Annotated in this window: 17 protein-coding genes; 12 read left to right on the top strand and 5 right to left on the bottom strand. The window is 72.3% G+C overall.

The features are described from left to right. Nucleotides 1–122: 122 nt before the first annotated feature. Entirely contained in the window at nt 123–1,919 is a 1,797-nt protein-coding gene (locus JL475_RS22470) for a long-chain fatty acid--CoA ligase (RefSeq protein ID WP_202279620.1), read from the bottom strand. A 299-nt stretch (nt 1,920–2,218) separates the two neighbouring features. Between JL475_RS22470 and JL475_RS22475 the strand changes: the two genes are divergently transcribed. The 7 genes from JL475_RS22475 (at nt 2,219) to JL475_RS22505 (ending at nt 7,969) form a co-directional block, all read left to right on the top strand. Then, nucleotides 2,219–3,016 carry a metallophosphoesterase gene (locus JL475_RS22475; protein ID WP_237407942.1) on the top strand — a complete coding sequence of 266 codons (798 nt, stop codon included), beginning with the start codon at nt 2,219–2,221 and terminating at the stop codon, nt 3,014–3,016. Between the two features lie 161 nt (nt 3,017–3,177). Continuing rightward, entirely contained in the window at nt 3,178–3,657 is a 480-nt protein-coding gene (locus JL475_RS22480; RefSeq protein WP_202279621.1) for an SRPBCC family protein, read from the top strand. Between the two features lie 57 nt (nt 3,658–3,714). Continuing rightward, nucleotides 3,715–4,929: an ArsA family ATPase gene (locus tag JL475_RS22485; protein ID WP_202279622.1), complete on the top strand. Its 1,215-nt coding sequence runs from the start codon at nt 3,715–3,717 to the stop codon at nt 4,927–4,929. A gap of 57 nt (nt 4,930–4,986) precedes the next feature. Continuing rightward, nucleotides 4,987–5,538 (top strand): DUF5304 domain-containing protein, encoded by a 552-nt coding sequence (locus JL475_RS22490; RefSeq protein WP_202279623.1) that lies wholly within the window; start codon nt 4,987–4,989, stop codon nt 5,536–5,538. A 101-nt stretch (nt 5,539–5,639) separates the two neighbouring features. Further along, on the top strand, nt 5,640–6,593 hold the full coding sequence (locus JL475_RS22495) for an ROK family glucokinase (protein ID WP_202279624.1): 954 nt from the start codon (nt 5,640–5,642) through the stop codon (nt 6,591–6,593). Between the two features lie 432 nt (nt 6,594–7,025). Next, entirely contained in the window at nt 7,026–7,205 is a 180-nt protein-coding gene (locus tag JL475_RS22500; RefSeq protein ID WP_202279625.1) for a hypothetical protein, read from the top strand. 5 nt (nt 7,206–7,210) lie between these two features. Further along, nucleotides 7,211–7,969, top strand: a complete 759-nt coding sequence (locus tag JL475_RS22505; RefSeq protein WP_202279626.1) for an endonuclease/exonuclease/phosphatase family protein — start codon at nt 7,211–7,213, stop codon at nt 7,967–7,969. Between the two features lie 32 nt (nt 7,970–8,001). Here the strand turns inward: JL475_RS22505 and JL475_RS22510 are convergent, their stop codons facing one another. Together JL475_RS22510 and JL475_RS22515 are read right to left on the bottom strand one after the other, a co-directional pair. After that, on the bottom strand, nt 8,002–8,631 hold the full coding sequence (locus JL475_RS22510) for a hypothetical protein (RefSeq protein WP_202279627.1): 630 nt from the start codon (nt 8,629–8,631) through the stop codon (nt 8,002–8,004). Then, on the bottom strand, nt 8,624–9,421 hold the full coding sequence (locus JL475_RS22515; RefSeq protein ID WP_202279628.1) for a carboxylesterase: 798 nt from the start codon (nt 9,419–9,421) through the stop codon (nt 8,624–8,626). Before JL475_RS22515 ends, JL475_RS22510 begins: the two co-directional genes overlap by 8 nt. A 241-nt stretch (nt 9,422–9,662) precedes the next feature. On the opposite strand from JL475_RS22515, the gene JL475_RS22520 reads away from it, so the two are divergent. The 4 genes from JL475_RS22520 (at nt 9,663) to JL475_RS22535 (ending at nt 13,508) form a co-directional block, all read left to right on the top strand. After that, on the top strand, nt 9,663–10,427 hold the full coding sequence (locus tag JL475_RS22520; protein WP_202279629.1) for a 1-acyl-sn-glycerol-3-phosphate acyltransferase: 765 nt from the start codon (nt 9,663–9,665) through the stop codon (nt 10,425–10,427). 36 nt (nt 10,428–10,463) lie between these two features. Further along, nucleotides 10,464–11,729, top strand: a complete 1,266-nt coding sequence (macS, locus tag JL475_RS22525) for a MacS family sensor histidine kinase (protein ID WP_202279630.1) — start codon at nt 10,464–10,466, stop codon at nt 11,727–11,729. Then, complete coding sequence (locus JL475_RS22530) at nt 11,726–12,424, top strand: response regulator transcription factor (protein ID WP_202279631.1); 699 nt, start codon at nt 11,726–11,728, stop codon at nt 12,422–12,424. Before macS ends, JL475_RS22530 begins: the two co-directional genes overlap by 4 nt. A gap of 88 nt (nt 12,425–12,512) precedes the next feature. Continuing rightward, complete coding sequence (locus JL475_RS22535; protein ID WP_202279663.1) at nt 12,513–13,508, top strand: 2-hydroxyacid dehydrogenase; 996 nt, start codon at nt 12,513–12,515, stop codon at nt 13,506–13,508. Here JL475_RS22535 and JL475_RS22540 read toward each other — a convergent pair. Further along, nucleotides 13,460–15,388, bottom strand: coding sequence for an anthranilate synthase family protein (locus JL475_RS22540; protein ID WP_202279632.1), 1,929 nt, complete (start codon nt 15,386–15,388; stop codon nt 13,460–13,462). The two genes, JL475_RS22535 and JL475_RS22540, sit on opposite strands and share 49 nt — an antisense overlap. Nucleotides 15,389–15,498: 110 nt before the next feature. Next, entirely contained in the window at nt 15,499–15,585 is an 87-nt protein-coding gene (locus JL475_RS41730) for a trp operon leader peptide (RefSeq protein ID WP_361450881.1), read from the bottom strand. A gap of 107 nt (nt 15,586–15,692) precedes the next feature. Between JL475_RS41730 and JL475_RS22550 the strand changes: the two genes are divergently transcribed. Further along, complete coding sequence (locus tag JL475_RS22550) at nt 15,693–17,045, top strand: class II 3-deoxy-7-phosphoheptulonate synthase (protein WP_202279634.1); 1,353 nt, start codon at nt 15,693–15,695, stop codon at nt 17,043–17,045. Nucleotides 17,046–17,183 lie beyond the last annotated feature (138 nt).

Genomic DNA, 17,183 nt, shown 5'->3' on the forward strand with positions numbered 1-17,183 from the left:
CAGGGGCGCGGGGCTGTGACATCATGCGGCTCCGCCGCGCGGGCGCGACCAGCCACAGAGCACCCGCACCCGCACTCGCCGACGGCGACCAACCGGCACTCCGAACCGCGCCCCGTCACCGACTACTTGGCGTAGATCGCCTCGATCTCGTGCGCGTAGTCCTTCGCCACCACATTCCGCTTCAGCTTCAACGACGGAGTCAAGTGCCCCGACTCCTCCGTGAACTGAGCGGGCAGCACCCGGAACTTCCGCACCGACTCCGCCTTGGAGACCGCCGCGTTCCCGTCGTCGATCGCCGTCTGGATCGCGGCGATCAGATCGGGGTCCTCGCTCAGCGACGCCGCCGTGGCCCCCACCGGCTTGCCGTGCTCCGCCGCCCAGCGGACCAGGAACTCCTCGTCGACGGTGACCAGCGCGCCCACGAACGGCCGCCCGTCGCCGACCACCATGCACTCCGCGACCAGCGCGTGCGCGCGGATACGGTCCTCGATCACGGCCGGCGCCACGTTCTTGCCGCCCGCGGTCACGAGGATCTCCTTCTTGCGCCCGGTGATGCTCAGGTACCCGTCCTCGTCGAGGGTGCCGATGTCGCCGGTGTGGAACCAGCCGTCGGCCAGCGCCTCCTCCGTCGCGCCCGGATTGTTCCAGTACTCCTTGAACAGGTGCTCGCCGTGCAGCAGCACCTCGCCGTCGTCGGCTATGCGGACCACCGAGCCGGGCAGCGGCTGTCCGACCGTGCCGATCTTCGGCCGGTCCCAGGGGTTGAACGTGGTGGCCGCGCAGGACTCGGTGAGCCCGTACCCCTCCAGCACCGTGAAGCCGATGCCGCGGAAGAAGTGGCCGAGGCGCTCGCCCAGCGGCGCGCCGCCGGAGATGGCGGCCTCGCCGCGCCCGCCGAGCACCGCGCGCAGCTTGCCGTACACGAGCCGGTCGAAGACCTTGTGCTTGATCCGCAGACCGAGGGACGGGCCCGACGGCGTGTCCAGCGCCTTGCTGTACGCGATGGCGGTGTCCGCCGCCTGGTCGAAGATCCGGCCTTTGCCGTCGGCCTGCGCCTTGGCCCGCGCCGAGTTGTAGACCTTCTCGAAGACCCGCGGCACGCCCAGGATCAACGTCGGCCGGAACGCGGCCAGTTCGTCGGTGAGCTGTTTGATGTCCGGGACGCAGCCCAGCTTGATCGGCGCCATCATCGGCGCGATCTGCACCAGCCGGCCGAAGACGTGCGCGAGCGGGAGGAAGAGCAGGACCGAGCACTCGCCGGTGCGGAACAGCGGGCGCAGCCGCTCCACGATGTTGCCGCACTCGGCGAAGAAGCTGCGGTGGGTGAGCACGCAGCCCTTGGGGCGGCCGGTGGTGCCGGAGGTGTAGACGATGGTCGCCGGGTCGTCGGCCCGGGCGACGGAGCTGCGCTCCTCGACCGTCTCGTCGGTGACGTCCCGACCGAGCCGTCCCAGCTCCTCGAGCGCGCCGCCCTCGATCTGCCACACGTGCTTCAGCGCGGGCAGCCGGTCGCGCAGCGACTCCACCGTGGCCGCGTGGCCGTCGCTCTCCACCACACAGGCGGTGGCGCCGGAGTCGCTGAGGATCCAGGCCACCTGCTCCGGCGAACTGGTCTCGTACACCGGCACGGTGACCGCGCCGGCGCTCCAGATCGCGAAGTCCAGCAGGGTCCACTCGTAGCGGGTGCGGGACATCAGCCCGACCCGGTCGCCGGGCCGGACGCCGGAGGCGATGAGCCCCTTGGCAGCCGCCCGCACCTCGCCGAGGAAGACGGTCGCCGTCACGTCCTGCCACGCGCCGCCGACCTTGCGGGCGATGACGGCGACATCGGGGTGCTGCGCGGCGTTTCTGCGGACGATGTCGGTCAGATTGCCGTCTGCGGGGACCTCGTACAAAGCCGGAAGGCTGAACTCGCGCAAGACTGCTGCTCCTCTTGGGGCGCCGGCGTCACGACGTGGTGCGCTGTGGCGGCGGTGTGGTCCAAGGCTCGGTGGGGTGCTCGAGAATTCAGCTGTTGAAAACCCGAGCACGAGTGGACTGCCCGGACGTTACCCGCCGGTATGGATGCTACGACAGGGGGTCCCGGTGAGATGTTCGCTGCGTCACACAGCTGGGTGCTCCACCGCGCACAGTATTCCACTGCCTCCCCGCCGAGCCAGTTACCGCAGGTCCGGACACCACTGTTCACACGGGACGGACACGCCTACCCTTGATCGCCATGGCCTCCACACCAGACGGGGACCGGCGCACGCGCATCCATGTGGTCAGCGACGTGCACGGCAACGCCCGTGACCTGGCCCGCGCCGGCGACGGCGCGGACGCCCTGATCTGCCTGGGCGACCTGGTGCTCTTCCTCGACTACGCCGACCACTCCCGCGGCATCTTCCCCGACCTGTTCGGTGTGGAGAACGCCGACCGGATCGTGGAACTGCGCACCGCCCGCCGCTTCGAGGAGGCGCGCGCGTTCCAGTCCCGGCTGTGGGCGGGCATCGGCGCGGACCGCGCCGGGGCGATCGAGAAGGCGGTGCGCAAGCAGTACGCCGAGCTGTTCGCCGCCTTCCCCGCACCCACGTACGCCACCTACGGCAATGTCGACATCCCGGCCCTGTGGCAGGAGTACGCCGGCCCCGGCACCACCGTCCTCGACGGCGAACGGGTGGAGATCGGCGGCCGGGTGTTCGGCTTCGTCGGCGGCGGTCTGCGTACGCCCATGAGAACGCCGTACGAGATCAGCGACGAGGAGTACGCGGCGAAGATCGAGGCCGTCGGCGAGGTCGACGTGCTGTGCACGCACATCCCGCCGGAGGTCCCGGAGCTGGTGTACGACACCGTCGCGCGCCGCTTCGAGCGCGGCAGCCGGGCCCTGCTGGACGCCATCCACCGCACCAGGCCGCGGTACGCGCTGTTCGGGCATGTGCACCAGCCGCTGGTCCGGCGCATGCGGGTCGGGGCCACCGAGTGCGTGAACGTGGGGCACTTCGCGGCCGGCGGCCGGCCCTGGGCCCTCGAGTGGTGAGGACGTCCGACGAGTCGCGGTCGGACGAGTCGTGGTCGGACGAGTCGTGGTCGGATGAGTGGCGTCCGCCGGGTGCGCGATAGCCTTCCGCTGCACGGGCGTGCGCGGGGGCCGCGCACGGCGATCCGAACCACCGGCCCGCACCTGGAGGAGCCACGGCGATGGCGGAACACACCAGCTCGAGCATCACGATCGAGGCGGCACCGGCCGATGTCATGGGGGTGATCGCCGACTTCGCCCGCTATCCGGACTGGACCGGCGAGGTGAAGGAGGCCGAGGTCCTCACGTCCGACGACCGGGGCCGGGCCGAGCAGGTGCGCCTCGTCATGGACGCCGGCGCGATCAAGGACGACCAGACCCTTGCGTACACCTGGACCGGTGAGCACGAGGTCTCCTGGACGCTGGTGAAGTCCCAGATGCTGCGCTCCCTGGACGGCTCGTACCTCCTGACGCCGACCGGCGCGGGCACCACCGAGGTCACCTACCGGCTCACCGTCGACGTCAAGATCCCGATGCTCGGCATGATCAAGCGCAAGGCCGAGAAGGTCATCATCGACCGGGCCCTGGCGGGGCTGAAGAAGCGGGTGGAGTCGGGCGAGGAGCCGGCCGCCGGGTCCGGCGGGAAGCCGGTCGCGGAGTAGCACCGGCCGGGAGGGAGCGGCACCGGTCGGGCACGGGCCCGGGTACCGTTCACCCTCATGCGTACCCTCCTGATCACGGGCCCCGGCGGCAACGGACGTACCACCGTCGCGGCGGCCACCGCGCTCGCCGCCGCCCGCGGAGGCGCCCGCGTCCTGGTGCTGGGCACCGACCGGGTGGACACGCTGGGCGCCGTACTGGGGACACCCGTGGGCGCCGAGCCCGTCGAGGTCGAGCAGGGGCTCACCGCCCGGCGGGTCGACGCCGGTGCGGACTTCCGCGCCGACCTGGCCGCGCTGCAGGACCGGGCCGCCACGGTGCTCGACCTGCTCGGCGCGTCCCGGCTCGACCCCGAGGACCTCGGCCCGCTGCCCGGCGCCGAGGAGCTCTCCGTGCTGCGCGCCCTGCGGGACGCGGCGCTGTCGCAGGCGTACGACCTGCTCGTCGTCGATCTCCCGCCCACCCCGCAGGCCCTCGCCCTCCTCGCCCTCCCCGAGGAGCTCCGCCGCTGCCTGCGCCGCCTGCTCCCGCCGGAACGCCAGGCCGCCCGCGCCCTGCGCCCGGTACTCGGCCGCCTCGCCGGGGTCTCGATGCCCGCGGAGTGGCTGTACGAGACGGCCGCCCGCTGGGACACCGAACTGGCCGCGGTCGAGGCCGTCCTCGCCGATCGGGACACCGCCGTACGGCTGGTCGCCGAACCCGGACCGGCCGGCGCCGACGCGGTACGCACCGCGGGTCTGGGCCTCGCCCTGCGCGGACTGCGCACCGACGCGCTGGTCGCCGGGCGCCTCCTGCCCGAGAACGTCGAGGACGGCCGGCTCGTCGGCCTGGTCGCCCAGCAGCGCAAGGCCCTGGACGAGTGGCGCGAGACGTACGACGTCCACCCGGTCGCCCACCTGGGGCGCGACCCGCGGGGCCCGGACGACCTCGCCGCGCTCGCCGTCCCCGGCATGCCGGCCGCCGAGGGGACGCGGGGCAGGGTCGAGTGGCCCGTCACCGGCTCTCCCCACTCCCGGCTCCCCCCGGGCGGGGAGTCCTCCACCGCCGACGACGGCGTACTGGTCTGGCACATCCCCCTGCCCGGCGCCCGGCGCGAGGAACTGGACCTGATCCGGCGCGGCGACGAACTCGCCGTCACCGCCGGGCCGTTCCGGCGGACCGTCCCGCTGCCCTCCGCGCTGCGCCGCTGCACCGTGGACGGCGCGGCCCTGCGCGAGGGGGAGCTGCGCATCCGGTTCCGGCCGGATCCGCGGCTGTGGCCGCGCACCCCGTGAAGCCGGTGCTGCCGTTCGGGTAACGTCGGAGGGGCCCACCGTAGTCAGGAGTCCGTCATGAGCGATCAGCTCCCCCCACCCGACGCCGCCGGGGACGAACCCGTGGACGACGTACGCGCCGTGGGCGAGGCGCGCACCGCCTCCGACGCGGACGCCTGGGCGACGGCCTGCGCCGAGGACCTCGAGGCGGAGAAGGCCCGCCGCCGCGCCCAGTACGGCCCGCCGCCCGGCTCGGCGGCCGAGGAACTGCGCAAGCTCGTCGACGCGGTCGCCGAGAAGTTCGACCAGTTCACCGGAGGCCTCCAGTCCCCCCTGTTCGACGCGGTCGCCGGGCCGACCGCGCAGCAGATGGTGCGCCAGGTCGTCCAGCAGGCCAAGGCGGCCGTGGAACCGGTCGTCGAACGCAACCCGGACGTCTTCGACCACCTCGCCGCCGCGGGCAACGAGCTGCTCGCGGCCTACCGCTCCGCGGTCCAGGACCAGGAACGCCGCTGGACGGCCCGGGGCACCCGTCCCTGGAACCCCGACGAGGCCCGGGGCGAGGGCGGTCCGGGCCGGGACCGGGGCGACGAGCCGGGTCCCGGCGAAGAGCACATCGACCTGGACTGAGAGCTCCGAGCCGGTGGGCGGTCCCGCCGGTGCCGGGAACCCGGCGGCAGGGCCTCGGGTACCGTGGGCGGTAGCGGGGCTCGACCGGAACTGAGGGATTCATGGGACTCACCATCGGCGTCGACATCGGCGGCACCAAGATCGCGGCCGGCGTGGTCGACGAGGACGGCAACATCCTCTCGGTCCACAAGGTGCCGACCCCGGGCACGCCCGACGGCATCGTGGACGCCATCGCCTCCGCGGTGGAGGGAGCACGCGCGGGCCACGAGATCGTCGGCGTGGGCATCGGTGCGGCCGGATACGTCAACCGCCAGCGTTCGACGGTGTACTTCGCCCCCAACATCTACTGGCGCAACGAGCCGCTCAAGGAGAAGGTCGAGGCCCGCACGGGTCTTCCCGTCGTCGTGGAGAACGACGCCAACGCCGCGGCCTGGGGCGAGTACAAGTTCGGCGCCGGCAAGGGCCACCGCAACGTCATCTGCATCACGCTCGGCACCGGCCTGGGCGGCGGCGTCATCATCGGCAACAAGCTGCGCCGGGGCCACTTCGGCGTGGCCGCCGAGTTCGGGCACATCCGGATGGTGCCGGACGGCCTGCTGTGCGGCTGCGGCTCGCAGGGCTGCTGGGAGCAGTACGCCTCCGGCCGCGCCCTCGTCCGGTACGCCACCCAGCGCGCCAACGCGACCCCCGAGAACGCGGAGACGCTGCTCTCCCTGGGGGACGGCACTCCCGAGGGCATCGAGGGCAAGCACGTCTCCATGGCCGCCCGCCAGGGCGACCCGGTGGCCGTCGACTCCTACCGCGAGCTGGCCCGCTGGGTCGGCGCGGGCCTCGCGGACCTGGCCTCCCTCTTCGACCCGTCCGCGTTCATCGTCGGCGGCGGTCTCTCCGAGGAGGGCGAGCTGGTCCTCGACCCGATCCGCAAGTCCTACAAGCGCTGGCTGGTCGGCGGCAACTGGCGCCCGGTGGCCGAGGTCCGCGCCGCCGAACTCGGCAACAAGGCCGGCCTGGTGGGCGCAGCCGACCTGGCCCGCCAGCCCGACCCGATCATGTGATCTCCCTTTCCCACGCGCACGGCGGCGCCCGCCCGGTCCCCTCGGGGACGGCGGGCGCCGCCGTTTCCGCACCGCACGTGCCTGCGGCCTTCCGTACAGGACGGCGCGGGCCGCGCAGGACGGCCGCAGGCTGTGCAGGACGGCCGCAGGCTGCGCAGGACGGCCGCAGGCCTGTTCTCCGCCCACCGTCGCTGTCGACCGTCGACTTCGTCACCCGGGTGTTCGGGGGTGAGGAACGCGGCGGGGTGCGGACCGGCCCGCCCTGCCGAGCCTGCTGACCGGGTCCGTCGCCGACGCGGACCAGGCGTGCGCGCGGGCCGTAGCGGCCGTCGGCCGGGTCCTCACTCCGGTGTGGCCGACGACGCCTTCGGGCAGCGGGGCCGTCGTACGGCTGCAAGGCGTGCCACCAGCGCGAGAAGGGGGCCGTCGGCCGTGGCGAACGGCAGCACGCTCGAGTCGTCCGACAGTCCCAAGGCATTCGGGGCGGGCCTGAAGACGTTCCGGGAACGTGCCCTGCTCACCCGGGAGCAGCGCGCCGAGCGGCTCGACCACCCGCACGCGTCGGTCGCGGCCCGTGTGACCCTCCCGGTCGGGCGGGTCGGCGTATCTTGATCCGTATGGCGACGACTCCGCTGCTGCCCGACTCCCGTACCGAGCCGGACGGTTCGGCCGTGGTCCGGGTGCTGAGTTACAACATCCGTTCGATGCGGGATGACACCGACGCGCTGGCCCGGGTGATCGGGGCGTGCGCACCCGACCTGGTGCTCGTGCAGGAGGCGCCGCGGTTCTTCCGGTGGCGCAAGAAGCTGGCGCGGCTCGCCTCCGCCTCCGGACTGGTCACCCTGTCCGGAGGTGCCACGGCCGCCGGGCCCGCCGTCCTGTGCTCCCTGCGGGCGACCGTCGAGCGCACCGAGGACGTGCTGCTGCCACTCACCCCGGGGCTGCACCGGCGGGGCTTCGCCACCGTCGTCGTACGGTTCGGCGGTGCCCGGCTCGGGGTGCTGAGCTGTCATCTGTCGCTGGCGAAGGACGAGCGGTACGCGCAGGGCGGCATGCTCCTGGACCGGCTCGCCGGGATGGGCGTGGAGCACGCGGTCGCGGGCGGTGACGTCAACGAGCGGCCGGACGGCCGCACCTTCCGGCGGCTGGGCGACTCCCTCACGGACTGCTGGGCGGCCGCGCCCTGGGGCGGTGAGTACACCTCGACGCCCACCGAGCCGCATCAGCGCATCGACGCCCTGTTCGCCACGGAGGGCGTCGAGGTCCTGGGCTGCGGTGTCCCGCTCGACCAGCCCGGGGTGAGCGAGGCCGACCTGAGGGCGGCCACCGACCACCTGCCGGTGCTGGCCGCCCTCAGAGTGCCGGCGGTCGCGTAGACCGCGTGGGCCGTGCGGGTGAGGGGCCGCTCTCAGACCACCGCGCCGCGGCCGGGATCGTCGTCCTCGTCGTCGGTGCGCATCCGCATCACCAGGGTGGCGAAGCCGCCCAGGAACCCGCCGATGCAGAGCGTGGTCAGCCACCAGGTCATCTCCCAGCCGAGCAGTATCGCCAGCAGGAGCAGTACCGGGCCGCCCAGCACTCCCAGCCAGGCGGCCTTGGAGGTGAGGTCGGACTCGGGCAGCGGCGGCGGCTCCGGCGGTACGAAATGGCCCTCGTCGCCGTCGTCGAAGTCGTCGTCCGATGGTTCGGACACGCTGTAGTCCCGCGGGCCCACGCCCGGCGCGAAGGCGACGGAACCGCCCAGCGGCTTGGCCGGCTTCTCCCCGGTCTTCGCCGGGGCCTCGGCCTGCGCCGACCCCTCGTCATTGGTCTCGGACTCCAGCAGCGCCAGATCCTCGACCGACTTGAACGGCTTGGCGCCCGCCGGGTCCGGCGGCTCCTCCCCGTACCCGGCGACGATCGCCGCCCACGCGGCGTCCTCGTCGAAGGGAACGGCCTGCTCCTCCGGCCCCCGGCCGTCACGGCCCGGGCCGACCTCGTGCGCTTCCCGGTCCTCACGCCCTTCGCGGTCCTCGCGGTCCGAGTCGTGCTCAGCCACCTGTGGTCGTCCCTTCCTTGCCGAGACCGGGCTCGTCGACGGAGCCGGGTGCGAGCCGGCCGATGAACGCGGTGCTCTCCTGGAAGATCCGCTCCGCGTCATGGTCCAACGTCGCCACGTGGTAGCTCTGTTCCAGCAGGATCTCCGTCACGTCGAGCGAGGAGACCCGGCCGAGGATCCGGGCCGAGTCCGCGGGCGGCACCACATGGTCCTGCGGGCTGCGCAGCAGCAGCAGCGGCTGGGTGACCTGGGGCAGTTCGCCGTCGAGCAGACGCAGGAAGGCGCGCAGGGAGTGCGCCGCGTGCAGCGGCACCCGGTCGTACCCGAGCTCCGTGACCGACGGGTCCGCGATGTCGCTCGCGATCCCCTTCGTCGTCGGGATCAGGTGGCGGACCACGGGGAGCGCGTGCGCGGTCAGTCCGTGCACCTTGTTCGCCGGGTTGACGACCATGACGCCGCTCACCGCGTCGCCGTGCCGCGCGGCCAGCCGCAGGGCGAGCGCGCCGCCCATGGACAGGCCGGCCACGAACACCCGCGCGCACCGGTCCCGCAGCAGCCGCAACTCGCGGTCCACCTCCGCGTACCAGTCCTGCCAGCCGGTCACCCGCAGGTCCTGCCAGCGGGTGCCGTGCCCGGGGAGCAGGGGCAGCGAGACGGTCAGGCCGTGCTCGGCGAAATGCTCCGCCCAGGGGCGCAGCGACTGCGGCGAACCGGTGAAGCCGTGGCAGAGGAGGACCGCGGTCTCCCCGCCCTCATGGCGATACGGCTCGGCTCCGGTCAGGAGCGGCACCTTGGCCTCCCGGTCTGAAAGTCGTAGGAGTCGTAGGAGTCGTGCAGCAGTCGTACAAAGGGGCTGTACGCCATGACGGTCAGGACACGGGTGTCATGGGGCGCGCCCGCACACGAGTTGCAGGACCTTCACCGTACGCGACCGCACTGACACCGACCAGGGCCGTCGGAGCCATTGACGGTGCCCCGGGATATGGTCTGACCCACACGCACAGGAAGGCACTCGGTTGTTGTACGGCGCGATGAAGTTCACCATCGGAGGGTCGCTGAAGCTCGCCTTCAGGCCCTGGGTGGACGGCCTGGAGAACGTACCCGCCGACGGGCCGGCCATTCTGGCCAGCAACCACCTGTCGTTCTCCGACTCCTTCTTCCTGCCGGCCGTGCTCGACCGCAAGGTCACCTTCATCGCCAAGGCCGAGTACTTCACCAGCCCGGGTGTCAAAGGCCGGCTCACGGCCGCCTTCTTCAAAGGTGTGGGTCAGCTCCCGGTCGACCGCTCGGGCGCGCGCGGCGCGGGCGAGGCGGCGATCAGGAGCGGTATAGAGGTCGTCGAACGCGGTGAGCTGTTCGGCATCTACCCCGAGGGCACCCGCTCGCCCGACGGGCGTCTCTACCGGGGCAAGCCCGGCGGTCTCGCGCGCGTGGCGCTGGCCACCGGCGCGCCCGTGATACCCGTCGCCATGATCGACACGGAGAAGGTCCAGCCGCCCGGGAAGGTCGTCCCGAAGCTGATCCGGCCGGGCATCCGCATAGGCAAGCCGCTGGACTTCAGCCGCTACCACGGTATGGAGCACGACCGTTTCGTGCTCCGCGCGGTGACCGACGAGGTCATGTACAAAATCATGCAGCTCTCCGGCCAGGAGTACGTCGACATCTACGCGACCGCCATGAAGCGGCAGCTCGCGGACGTGGCCAAGGCCGACAAGGAAGCGGAGAAGGCGCAGAAGGCGGAGCAGAAGGCACAGCGGGACGAGGCCGCCGAGCAGCGGCGGTCCGATCCCCGGTAGTCCGTCAGCGGGTCCGGGGCGGGAGTGGGGGAGGACATGCCCAGGGGCGGGGAAGTCATGAGGATGTCGGTCGAGCAGCCGCTGTGGCGCGCGCTCACCGGCTACCGGGTCCTCGCCATGGTCTACGCGGTCGGCCTGTTCGCCACCGCCCACGACGAGTTCGAGCGCCCCTGGCTCGCCGTGGCCTACTTCGCCGTGCTGGCCGTGTGGACCCTGACCACCCTGCCCAGGATCGCGAACGCCGCCCGCTGCACCAAGCCCTTCCTCACCGCCGACCTGACCGTCGCACTCGTCGGCATCCTGCTCACCCCCGTCGCCGACGCCCACGAGCGGGTCCAGGCGGGCGGCCCGACCATGCCCTCGATCTGGACCGCCGGCTCGGTGCTCGCCTTCGCCATCAAGGGCGGCTGGCGCTGGGCGGCCCTCGCCTCCACCCTGGTCGCCGTCGCCAACCTGGTCGAGCGTGGCAGCCCCGCCCGCGACACCGTGCACAACGTGATCCTCGTCTGGGTCGCCGCCATCGCCATCGGCTACGTCGTCGAGGTCGCCCGCGCCTCCGAGCGCACCCTCGCCCGCGCCCTGGAGATCGAGGCCGCGACGAGGGAACGGGAGCGGCTCGCGCGGGACATCCACGACGGCGTGCTCCAGGTGCTCGCGATGGTGCAGCGGCGCGGCGCGGTGATCGGCGGCGAGGCGGCCGAACTGGGCCGGATGGCCGGCGAGCAGGAGGTGGCGCTGCGCACCCTGGTCTCCGGCGGCCCGGTGCCCGTACCCAGGACCCCGCGGGACACGGCCGGGGGAGGGGCCGTACGCGCCGTGGGCGACACCGCCGGTGCGGCCGGGGGCGGCCCGGAGAGCGACACCGGGGACGGCCCCGTCGACCTGCGTGCCCTGCTCGCCCCGTACGCCGGGGCCCTGGTCAACCTCGCCGAACCCGGGGCGCCGGTGCCGCTCGCGCCGGCCGCCGCGCGGGAGGTCGCCGCCGCCGTCGGGGCGGCCCTGGACAACGTGCGCAAGCACGCCGGGCCGGACGCCCGGGCCTGGATCCTGGTCGAGGACGAACCGGACGAGGTGATCGTCACCGTCCGCGACGACGGGCCCGGCATCCCCGAGGGCCGACTCGCCCAGGCCGAGGGCGAGGGACGGCTCGGGGTGGCCCTGTCGATCCGCGGACGGCTGCGCGACCTCGGCGGCAGCGCGGAACTGATCTCGGTGCCGGGCCAGGGCACGGAGGTCGAGCTGAGGGTGCCCAAGGACACGAGGGAAGCGGACGACCCGCGGGGGAAGGCGGAGCAGCGATGACGGACACGGCAGCCGAACGGGAACCCGGCCGGGGCCCGGTCAGGGTGATGGTGGTCGACGACCACCCCATGTGGCGCGACGCCGTCGCCCGCGACCTGTCCGAGTCCGGCTTCGAGGTGGTCGCCACCGCCGGTGACGGCGACCAGGCCGTGCGCCGCGCCAGGGCCGCCACCCCCGACGTCCTCGTCCTCGACCTGAACCTGCCCGGCAAGCCCGGTGTCCAGGTCTGCAAGGAGGTCGTCGCCGCGAACCCCGCCCTGCGTGTGCTGGTGCTCTCGGCGAGCGGTGAGCACGCCGACGTCCTGGAAGCGGTGAAGTCGGGCGCCACCGGCTATCTGCTGAAGTCGGCCTCGACCCAGGAGCTCCAGGACGCGGTGCGCCGTACGGCGGCCGGCGACCCGGTGTTCACCCCGGGCCTGGCCGGGCTGGTCCTCGGCGAGTACCGCCGACTGGCCTCCGATCCGGCACCCGTCCCGGAGAGCGGCGGAACCAAGGCGCCCCGGCTGACCGACCGGGAGACCGAGGTGCTGCGTCTGGTCGCCAAGGGCCTCAGCTACAAGCAGATCGCCGAACGGCTCGTCATCTCCCACCGCACGGTGCAGAACCACGTCCAGAACACCCTCGGCAAGCTCCAGCTGCACAACCGCGTGGAACTCGTCCGCTACGCCATAGAACGCGGCCTCGACGACGAGTAGGGCCCGTCCGGCCCCAGCGCGATCCCTTTCCGGACCCGTATATTCACGCATGCGGCAGCAATCCCGGCACGACCCCCGGAGGGACCCCGTGGAGATCCTCGCGTTCGGTGTGCAGTCCGACGAGAAGCCCATGATCGAACAGGCGTTCCGAGGTCACCACGAGGTACACGGCCTGGACGTCTTCCTCAACGAGGACACCGCCCTCATCGCGACCGGCCACGAGGTGATCTCCACCAGCGTCAACTGCGACCTCGGCGCCGGGGTCCTGGAGAACCTGGCGGCCGGCGGCACCCGGATGATCGCCCAGCGGTCCACCGGCTTCAACAACGTCGACCTGAAGACCGCCGAGCGGCTCGGCCTGACGGTCGCCCGGGTGTCGTACTACTCGCCCCACTCGGTCGCCGAGTTCGCCTGGACCCTCGCCATGGCGGTCAACCGCCGTATCGTCCGCGCCTCCACCCGCACCCGCGACTTCGACTTCCGCCTCGACGGCCTGATGGGCCGCGACATGCACGGCCGCACCGCCGGCGTCCTCGGCACCGGCAAGATCGGCGAGGCGTTCGCCCGGATCGCCCACGGCTTCGGCATGCGGCTGCTCGGCTGGGACGTCGCCGAGAACCCCGCCTGCCGCGAACTCGGCATGACCTACGTCCCCAAGGAGCAACTGCTCGCCGAGTCCGACCTGGTCACCCTGCACGTTCCGCTCGTGCCGGAGACGCACCGGCTGATCGACGGGCCCGCCCTGAGGACGATGCGGGACGACGCGATCCTGGTGAACTCCAGCCGCGGCGGACTCGTCGACACCGCCGCCCTCGTCGCCGAACTGCGCGCGGGCCGCTTCACCGGCGTCGGACTGGACGTGTACGAGGCGGAGGCGGGCCTGTTCTTCCTCGACAAGTCCCTGGAGGCCGTCGAGGACGACACCCTGGCCCGCCTCGTCACCTTCCCCAACGTCCTGGTGACGTCCCACCAGGCGTACTACACCGTGGACGCCGTCAGCCAGATCATCGAGACCACGGTGCGCAACGTCCTCGACTACACCGAGGGCCGCCGCTCGGAGAACGTCCTCGTACCGCGGAGCTGATCCATCAGCTCCGCGACGAGCGCCGCGCCGTTCAGGGTGAGCACCGACTCGGGGTGGAACTGCATCGACGCGAAGCCGGGCCCGCGCAGGGCGTGCACCTCGCCGTTGGCCGCGCGGCTCACCTCGATGCCGTGCGCGGCCAGTTCCGCCGCCGCCTCGTCGTCGCACCGGGCGACGAAGCTGTTGTAGAAGCCGACCGTCTCCGGCCGCCCGAACAGGTCGATCCCGGCCTGCGCCCCCTGGTACGGCACCTCCTTGCGGACCGTGTCGAGCCCCAGCTCGACCGCGATCAGCTCGTGGCCGAGGCAGACGCCGAGGACGCCGTACCGGTGGTCCCTGAGCACCGCGGCGGTCAGGCCGCGCAGGAACCGCATCTTCGCGTCGGCGGTGTCGGACGGGTCACCGGGGCCGGGCCCCAGCACCACGGGCCCCTCGTGCCCGAGCACCGTCTCGCGCAGCCCCGGCTCGTCGTACCGCCGGACGGTGACCGCGAGCCCCGAGGAGCGCAGCACATGCGCGAGCATCGCCGTGAAGGTGTCCTCCCCGTCGACGACCAGGGCGTGTCCCGCCCGTCCCTCCAGTCCCGACAGTCCCGCTCGTCCCGCCGGCGCGGCCGACGGCTCCCGCATCCGCAGCCAGAACGGGGCCAGTGAGGCCCGCCGCCCGTCCAGCGCGGCCCGCACCCGCGGATCGTCGGCCAGCCGCGGCCGTACGGACTCCTCGCGCGGCCGTCCCGGGCGCACCCCCAGCGCGGTCAGCACCCCGGCCGCCTTCGCATGGGTCTCGGCGACCTCGCCCGCCGGGTCCGAGCCCCGCACCAGCGTGGCGCCGACCGGCACCCGCAGCCGCCCCGCCGCGTCGATGTCGGCGGTGCGGATGAGGATGGGGGAGTCGAGGCTCTGCGCCCCGCCCGCATCCCGGCCGATCAGCGCCAACGCCCCCGCGTAGTACCCGCGCCCGGCGGGCTCGTACCGCCGGATCACCCGGCAGGCGTTCTGCACCGGCGACCCGGTGACGGTCGCGGCGAACATGGTCTCCTTCAGCACCTCCCGCACGTCCAGCGAGGACCGGCCGCGCAGCTCGTACTCGGTGTGGGCGAGATGAGCCATCTCCTTCAGCCGGGGACCGACCACGACCCCGCCCATGTCACCGACGGTGCACATCATCTTGAGCTCCTCGTCGACGACCATCGACAGCTCCTCGATCTCCTTGCCGTCGGCGAGGAAGTCCAGCAGGTGCTCGGGGGTCGGTCCTCCGGCCGGGTAGCGGTACGTGCCGCTGATCGGGTTCATCACGACGGTCCCGCCGGACGCCCGCACATGCACCTCGGGGCTCGCGCCGACCAGTGTCCGCCCGCCCGCATCCCGTCCGGTGCACACCACGAACGTCCAGTACGCGCCCCGCTCGCCCTCCAGCAGCCGCCGGAACAGCGCCAGCGCGTCGGCCCGCCCGAATCCGGGGATCTCCCCCTCGTAGGTCCGCCGGATCACGAAGTTGGCGCCCTCGCCCCGTCCGATCTCCTCCCGCAGCACCCGCCCGACGATCTCGGCGTACGCGTCGTCGTCGACGTCGAAGCCGCCGCCCTCCACCCGGACGTCGTGCGCGGGCAGTTGTTCCAGGGCGGTGGTGAGCGGGATCTCGTGGCGCTCCTCGGGAGTCAGCACCAGCAGCGGGGTGCCGTCGTCGCGCACGTCGAAACCGCGCTCCCGGATCTGCCGGAAGGGGACGAGCGCCAGCCCCTCGTCGGGCAGGTCGGCCAGCCGGTCACGGGGGCTGACGGGGCCGAGCAGCAGCTCCACCACGGTGTCGTCGTGGCCGGGGGTGCGGCGGCGCAGCAGGGCGAACGGACGGGGATCGTCCAGCAGGTCGAGCAGGTTCATCGGTCGTGGTCCCTCGGTGACGGAGGGCCGGCCGGGGCGCCGCGGGGGCCGCGAACGCCGAAGGCCGCCCCTCGGGCGGCCTTCGCGGAGTCTTGCGTACGCGCGACGAGTCAGTGGGCCGCCGGAGAAGCGGTCCACCACCAGTTCCGGGCGGAAGGGTTCTGAACCGAACCGTTCCGGGTCGAAAGCGCGAACATGAGACGCACCTTAGCGCATGTCCTTCGCCTGTCCACTGAGAGTTTTTCCTGTCTCACTTGCTGGGCATGGGCCTGGAAGGCGCCATCCCACCCCGTAATGTTGAGACGTGACCGTGAACGCTAAGACCAGCCCGAGTGCTGGCAACACCTGGCGAGACCTGCCCGCGGCGCAGCAGCCCGAGTACCCCGACACCGAGGCTCTGCGCGCAGTGATCGCGGACCTCGAGTCGTATCCACCGCTCGTCTTCGCGGGCGAGTGTGACCAGCTGCGCGCCCGGATGGCGGCCGTCGCCAAGGGAGAGGCGTTCCTCCTCCAGGGCGGCGACTGCGCCGAGTCCTTCGACGCGGTGTCCGCCGATCACATCAGGGCCAAGCTGAAGACACTGCTCCAGATGGGCGCCGTACTGACGTACGCCGCGTCCGTGCCCGTCGTGAAGGTGGGCCGGATCGCCGGCCAGTACTCCAAGCCGCGCTCCAAGTCGACCGAGACCCGCGACGGGGTGACCCTGCCCACCTACCGCGGCGACTCCGTCAACGGCTTCGACTTCACCGAAGAGGCCCGCGTCCCGGACCCCGAGCGGCTGAAGCGGATGTACAACGCCTCGGCCTCCACGCTGAACCTGGTGCGCGCCTTCACCACCGGCGGCTACGCCGACCTGCGCCAGGTGCACGCCTGGAACCAGGACTTCGTGAAGTCGTCCCCGTCCGGCCAGCGCTACGAGCAGCTCGCCCGCGAGATCGACCAGGCGCTGAACTTCATGCAGGCCTGCGGGGTCGAGCCGGAGGAGTTCAAGACCGTCGAGTTCTTCTCGTCGCACGAGGCACTGCTGCTGGACTACGAGTCGGCGCTGACCCGTGTCGACTCGCGCACCGGACAGCTGTACGACGTCTCCGCGCACATGGTGTGGATCGGCGAGCGCACCCGGCAGCTGGACCACGCGCACATCGAGTTCGCCTCGAAGATCCGCAACCCGATCGGCATCAAGCTCGGCCCGACCACCACCGCCGAGGACGCGCTGCAGTACATCGAGCGGCTCGACCCCGAGCGTGAGCCGGGCCGGCTGACCTTCATCGTCCGGATGGGCGCGGACAAGATCCGCGACAGGCTGCCCGAGCTGGTCGAGAAGGTCACCGCCTCCGGTGCCACCGTCGCCTGGGTGGCCGACCCGATGCACGGCAACACCTTCGAGGCGGCCTCCGGGCACAAGACCCGCCGCTTCGACGACGTGCTCGACGAGGTGAAGGGCTTCTTCGAGGTCCACAAGGAGCTCGGCACCCACCCGGGCGGCATCCACGTGGAACTCACCGGCGACGACGTCACCGAGTGCGTGGGCGGCGGCGACGAGATCTTCGTCGACGATCTGCACCAGCGTTACGAGACCGCCTGCGACCCCCGGCTGAACCGCAGCCAGTCGCTGGACCTGGCGTTCCTCGTCGCCGAGATGTACCGGGACCAGTAACACCGCTCACCTGCCGAAACGGCGAGGGGTGGGGCACGGATCACACAGGATCGGGCCCCACCCCACTTCTCTGCCCTCCGGACGGCAGGTAAGGTTAGGTTAGCCTCACCGATCAGGGGTCGGTACGGCACGATCCAG

The sequence above is a fragment of the Streptomyces sp. M2CJ-2 genome (genome assembly GCF_016757295.1).
In the GTDB taxonomy this organism is placed as follows: Bacteria; Actinomycetota; Actinomycetes; order Streptomycetales; family Streptomycetaceae; genus Streptomyces.

What these genes read in the sequence shown, in the direction of transcription:
- JL475_RS22505 (WP_202279626.1), top strand. Translation starts at nt 7,211, where the DNA reads ATGGCGACGACTCCGCTGCTGCCCGACTCCCGTACCGAGCCGGACGGT.
- JL475_RS22490 (WP_202279623.1), top strand. Translation starts at nt 4,987, where the DNA reads ATGAGCGATCAGCTCCCCCCACCCGACGCCGCCGGGGACGAACCCGTG.
- JL475_RS22480 (WP_202279621.1), top strand. Translation starts at nt 3,178, where the DNA reads ATGGCGGAACACACCAGCTCGAGCATCACGATCGAGGCGGCACCGGCC.
- JL475_RS41730 (WP_361450881.1), bottom strand. Translation starts at nt 15,585, where the DNA reads ATGTTCGCGCTTTCGACCCGGAACGGTTCGGTTCAGAACCCTTCCGCC.
- macS (WP_202279630.1), top strand. Translation starts at nt 10,464, where the DNA reads ATGCCCAGGGGCGGGGAAGTCATGAGGATGTCGGTCGAGCAGCCGCTG.
- JL475_RS22495 (WP_202279624.1), top strand. Translation starts at nt 5,640, where the DNA reads ATGGGACTCACCATCGGCGTCGACATCGGCGGCACCAAGATCGCGGCC.
- JL475_RS22475 (WP_237407942.1), top strand. Translation starts at nt 2,219, where the DNA reads ATGGCCTCCACACCAGACGGGGACCGGCGCACGCGCATCCATGTGGTC.
- JL475_RS22530 (WP_202279631.1), top strand. Translation starts at nt 11,726, where the DNA reads ATGACGGACACGGCAGCCGAACGGGAACCCGGCCGGGGCCCGGTCAGG.
- JL475_RS22520 (WP_202279629.1), top strand. Translation starts at nt 9,663, where the DNA reads ATGAAGTTCACCATCGGAGGGTCGCTGAAGCTCGCCTTCAGGCCCTGG.
- JL475_RS22485 (WP_202279622.1), top strand. Translation starts at nt 3,715, where the DNA reads ATGCGTACCCTCCTGATCACGGGCCCCGGCGGCAACGGACGTACCACC.
- JL475_RS22540 (WP_202279632.1), bottom strand. Translation starts at nt 15,388, where the DNA reads ATGAACCTGCTCGACCTGCTGGACGATCCCCGTCCGTTCGCCCTGCTG.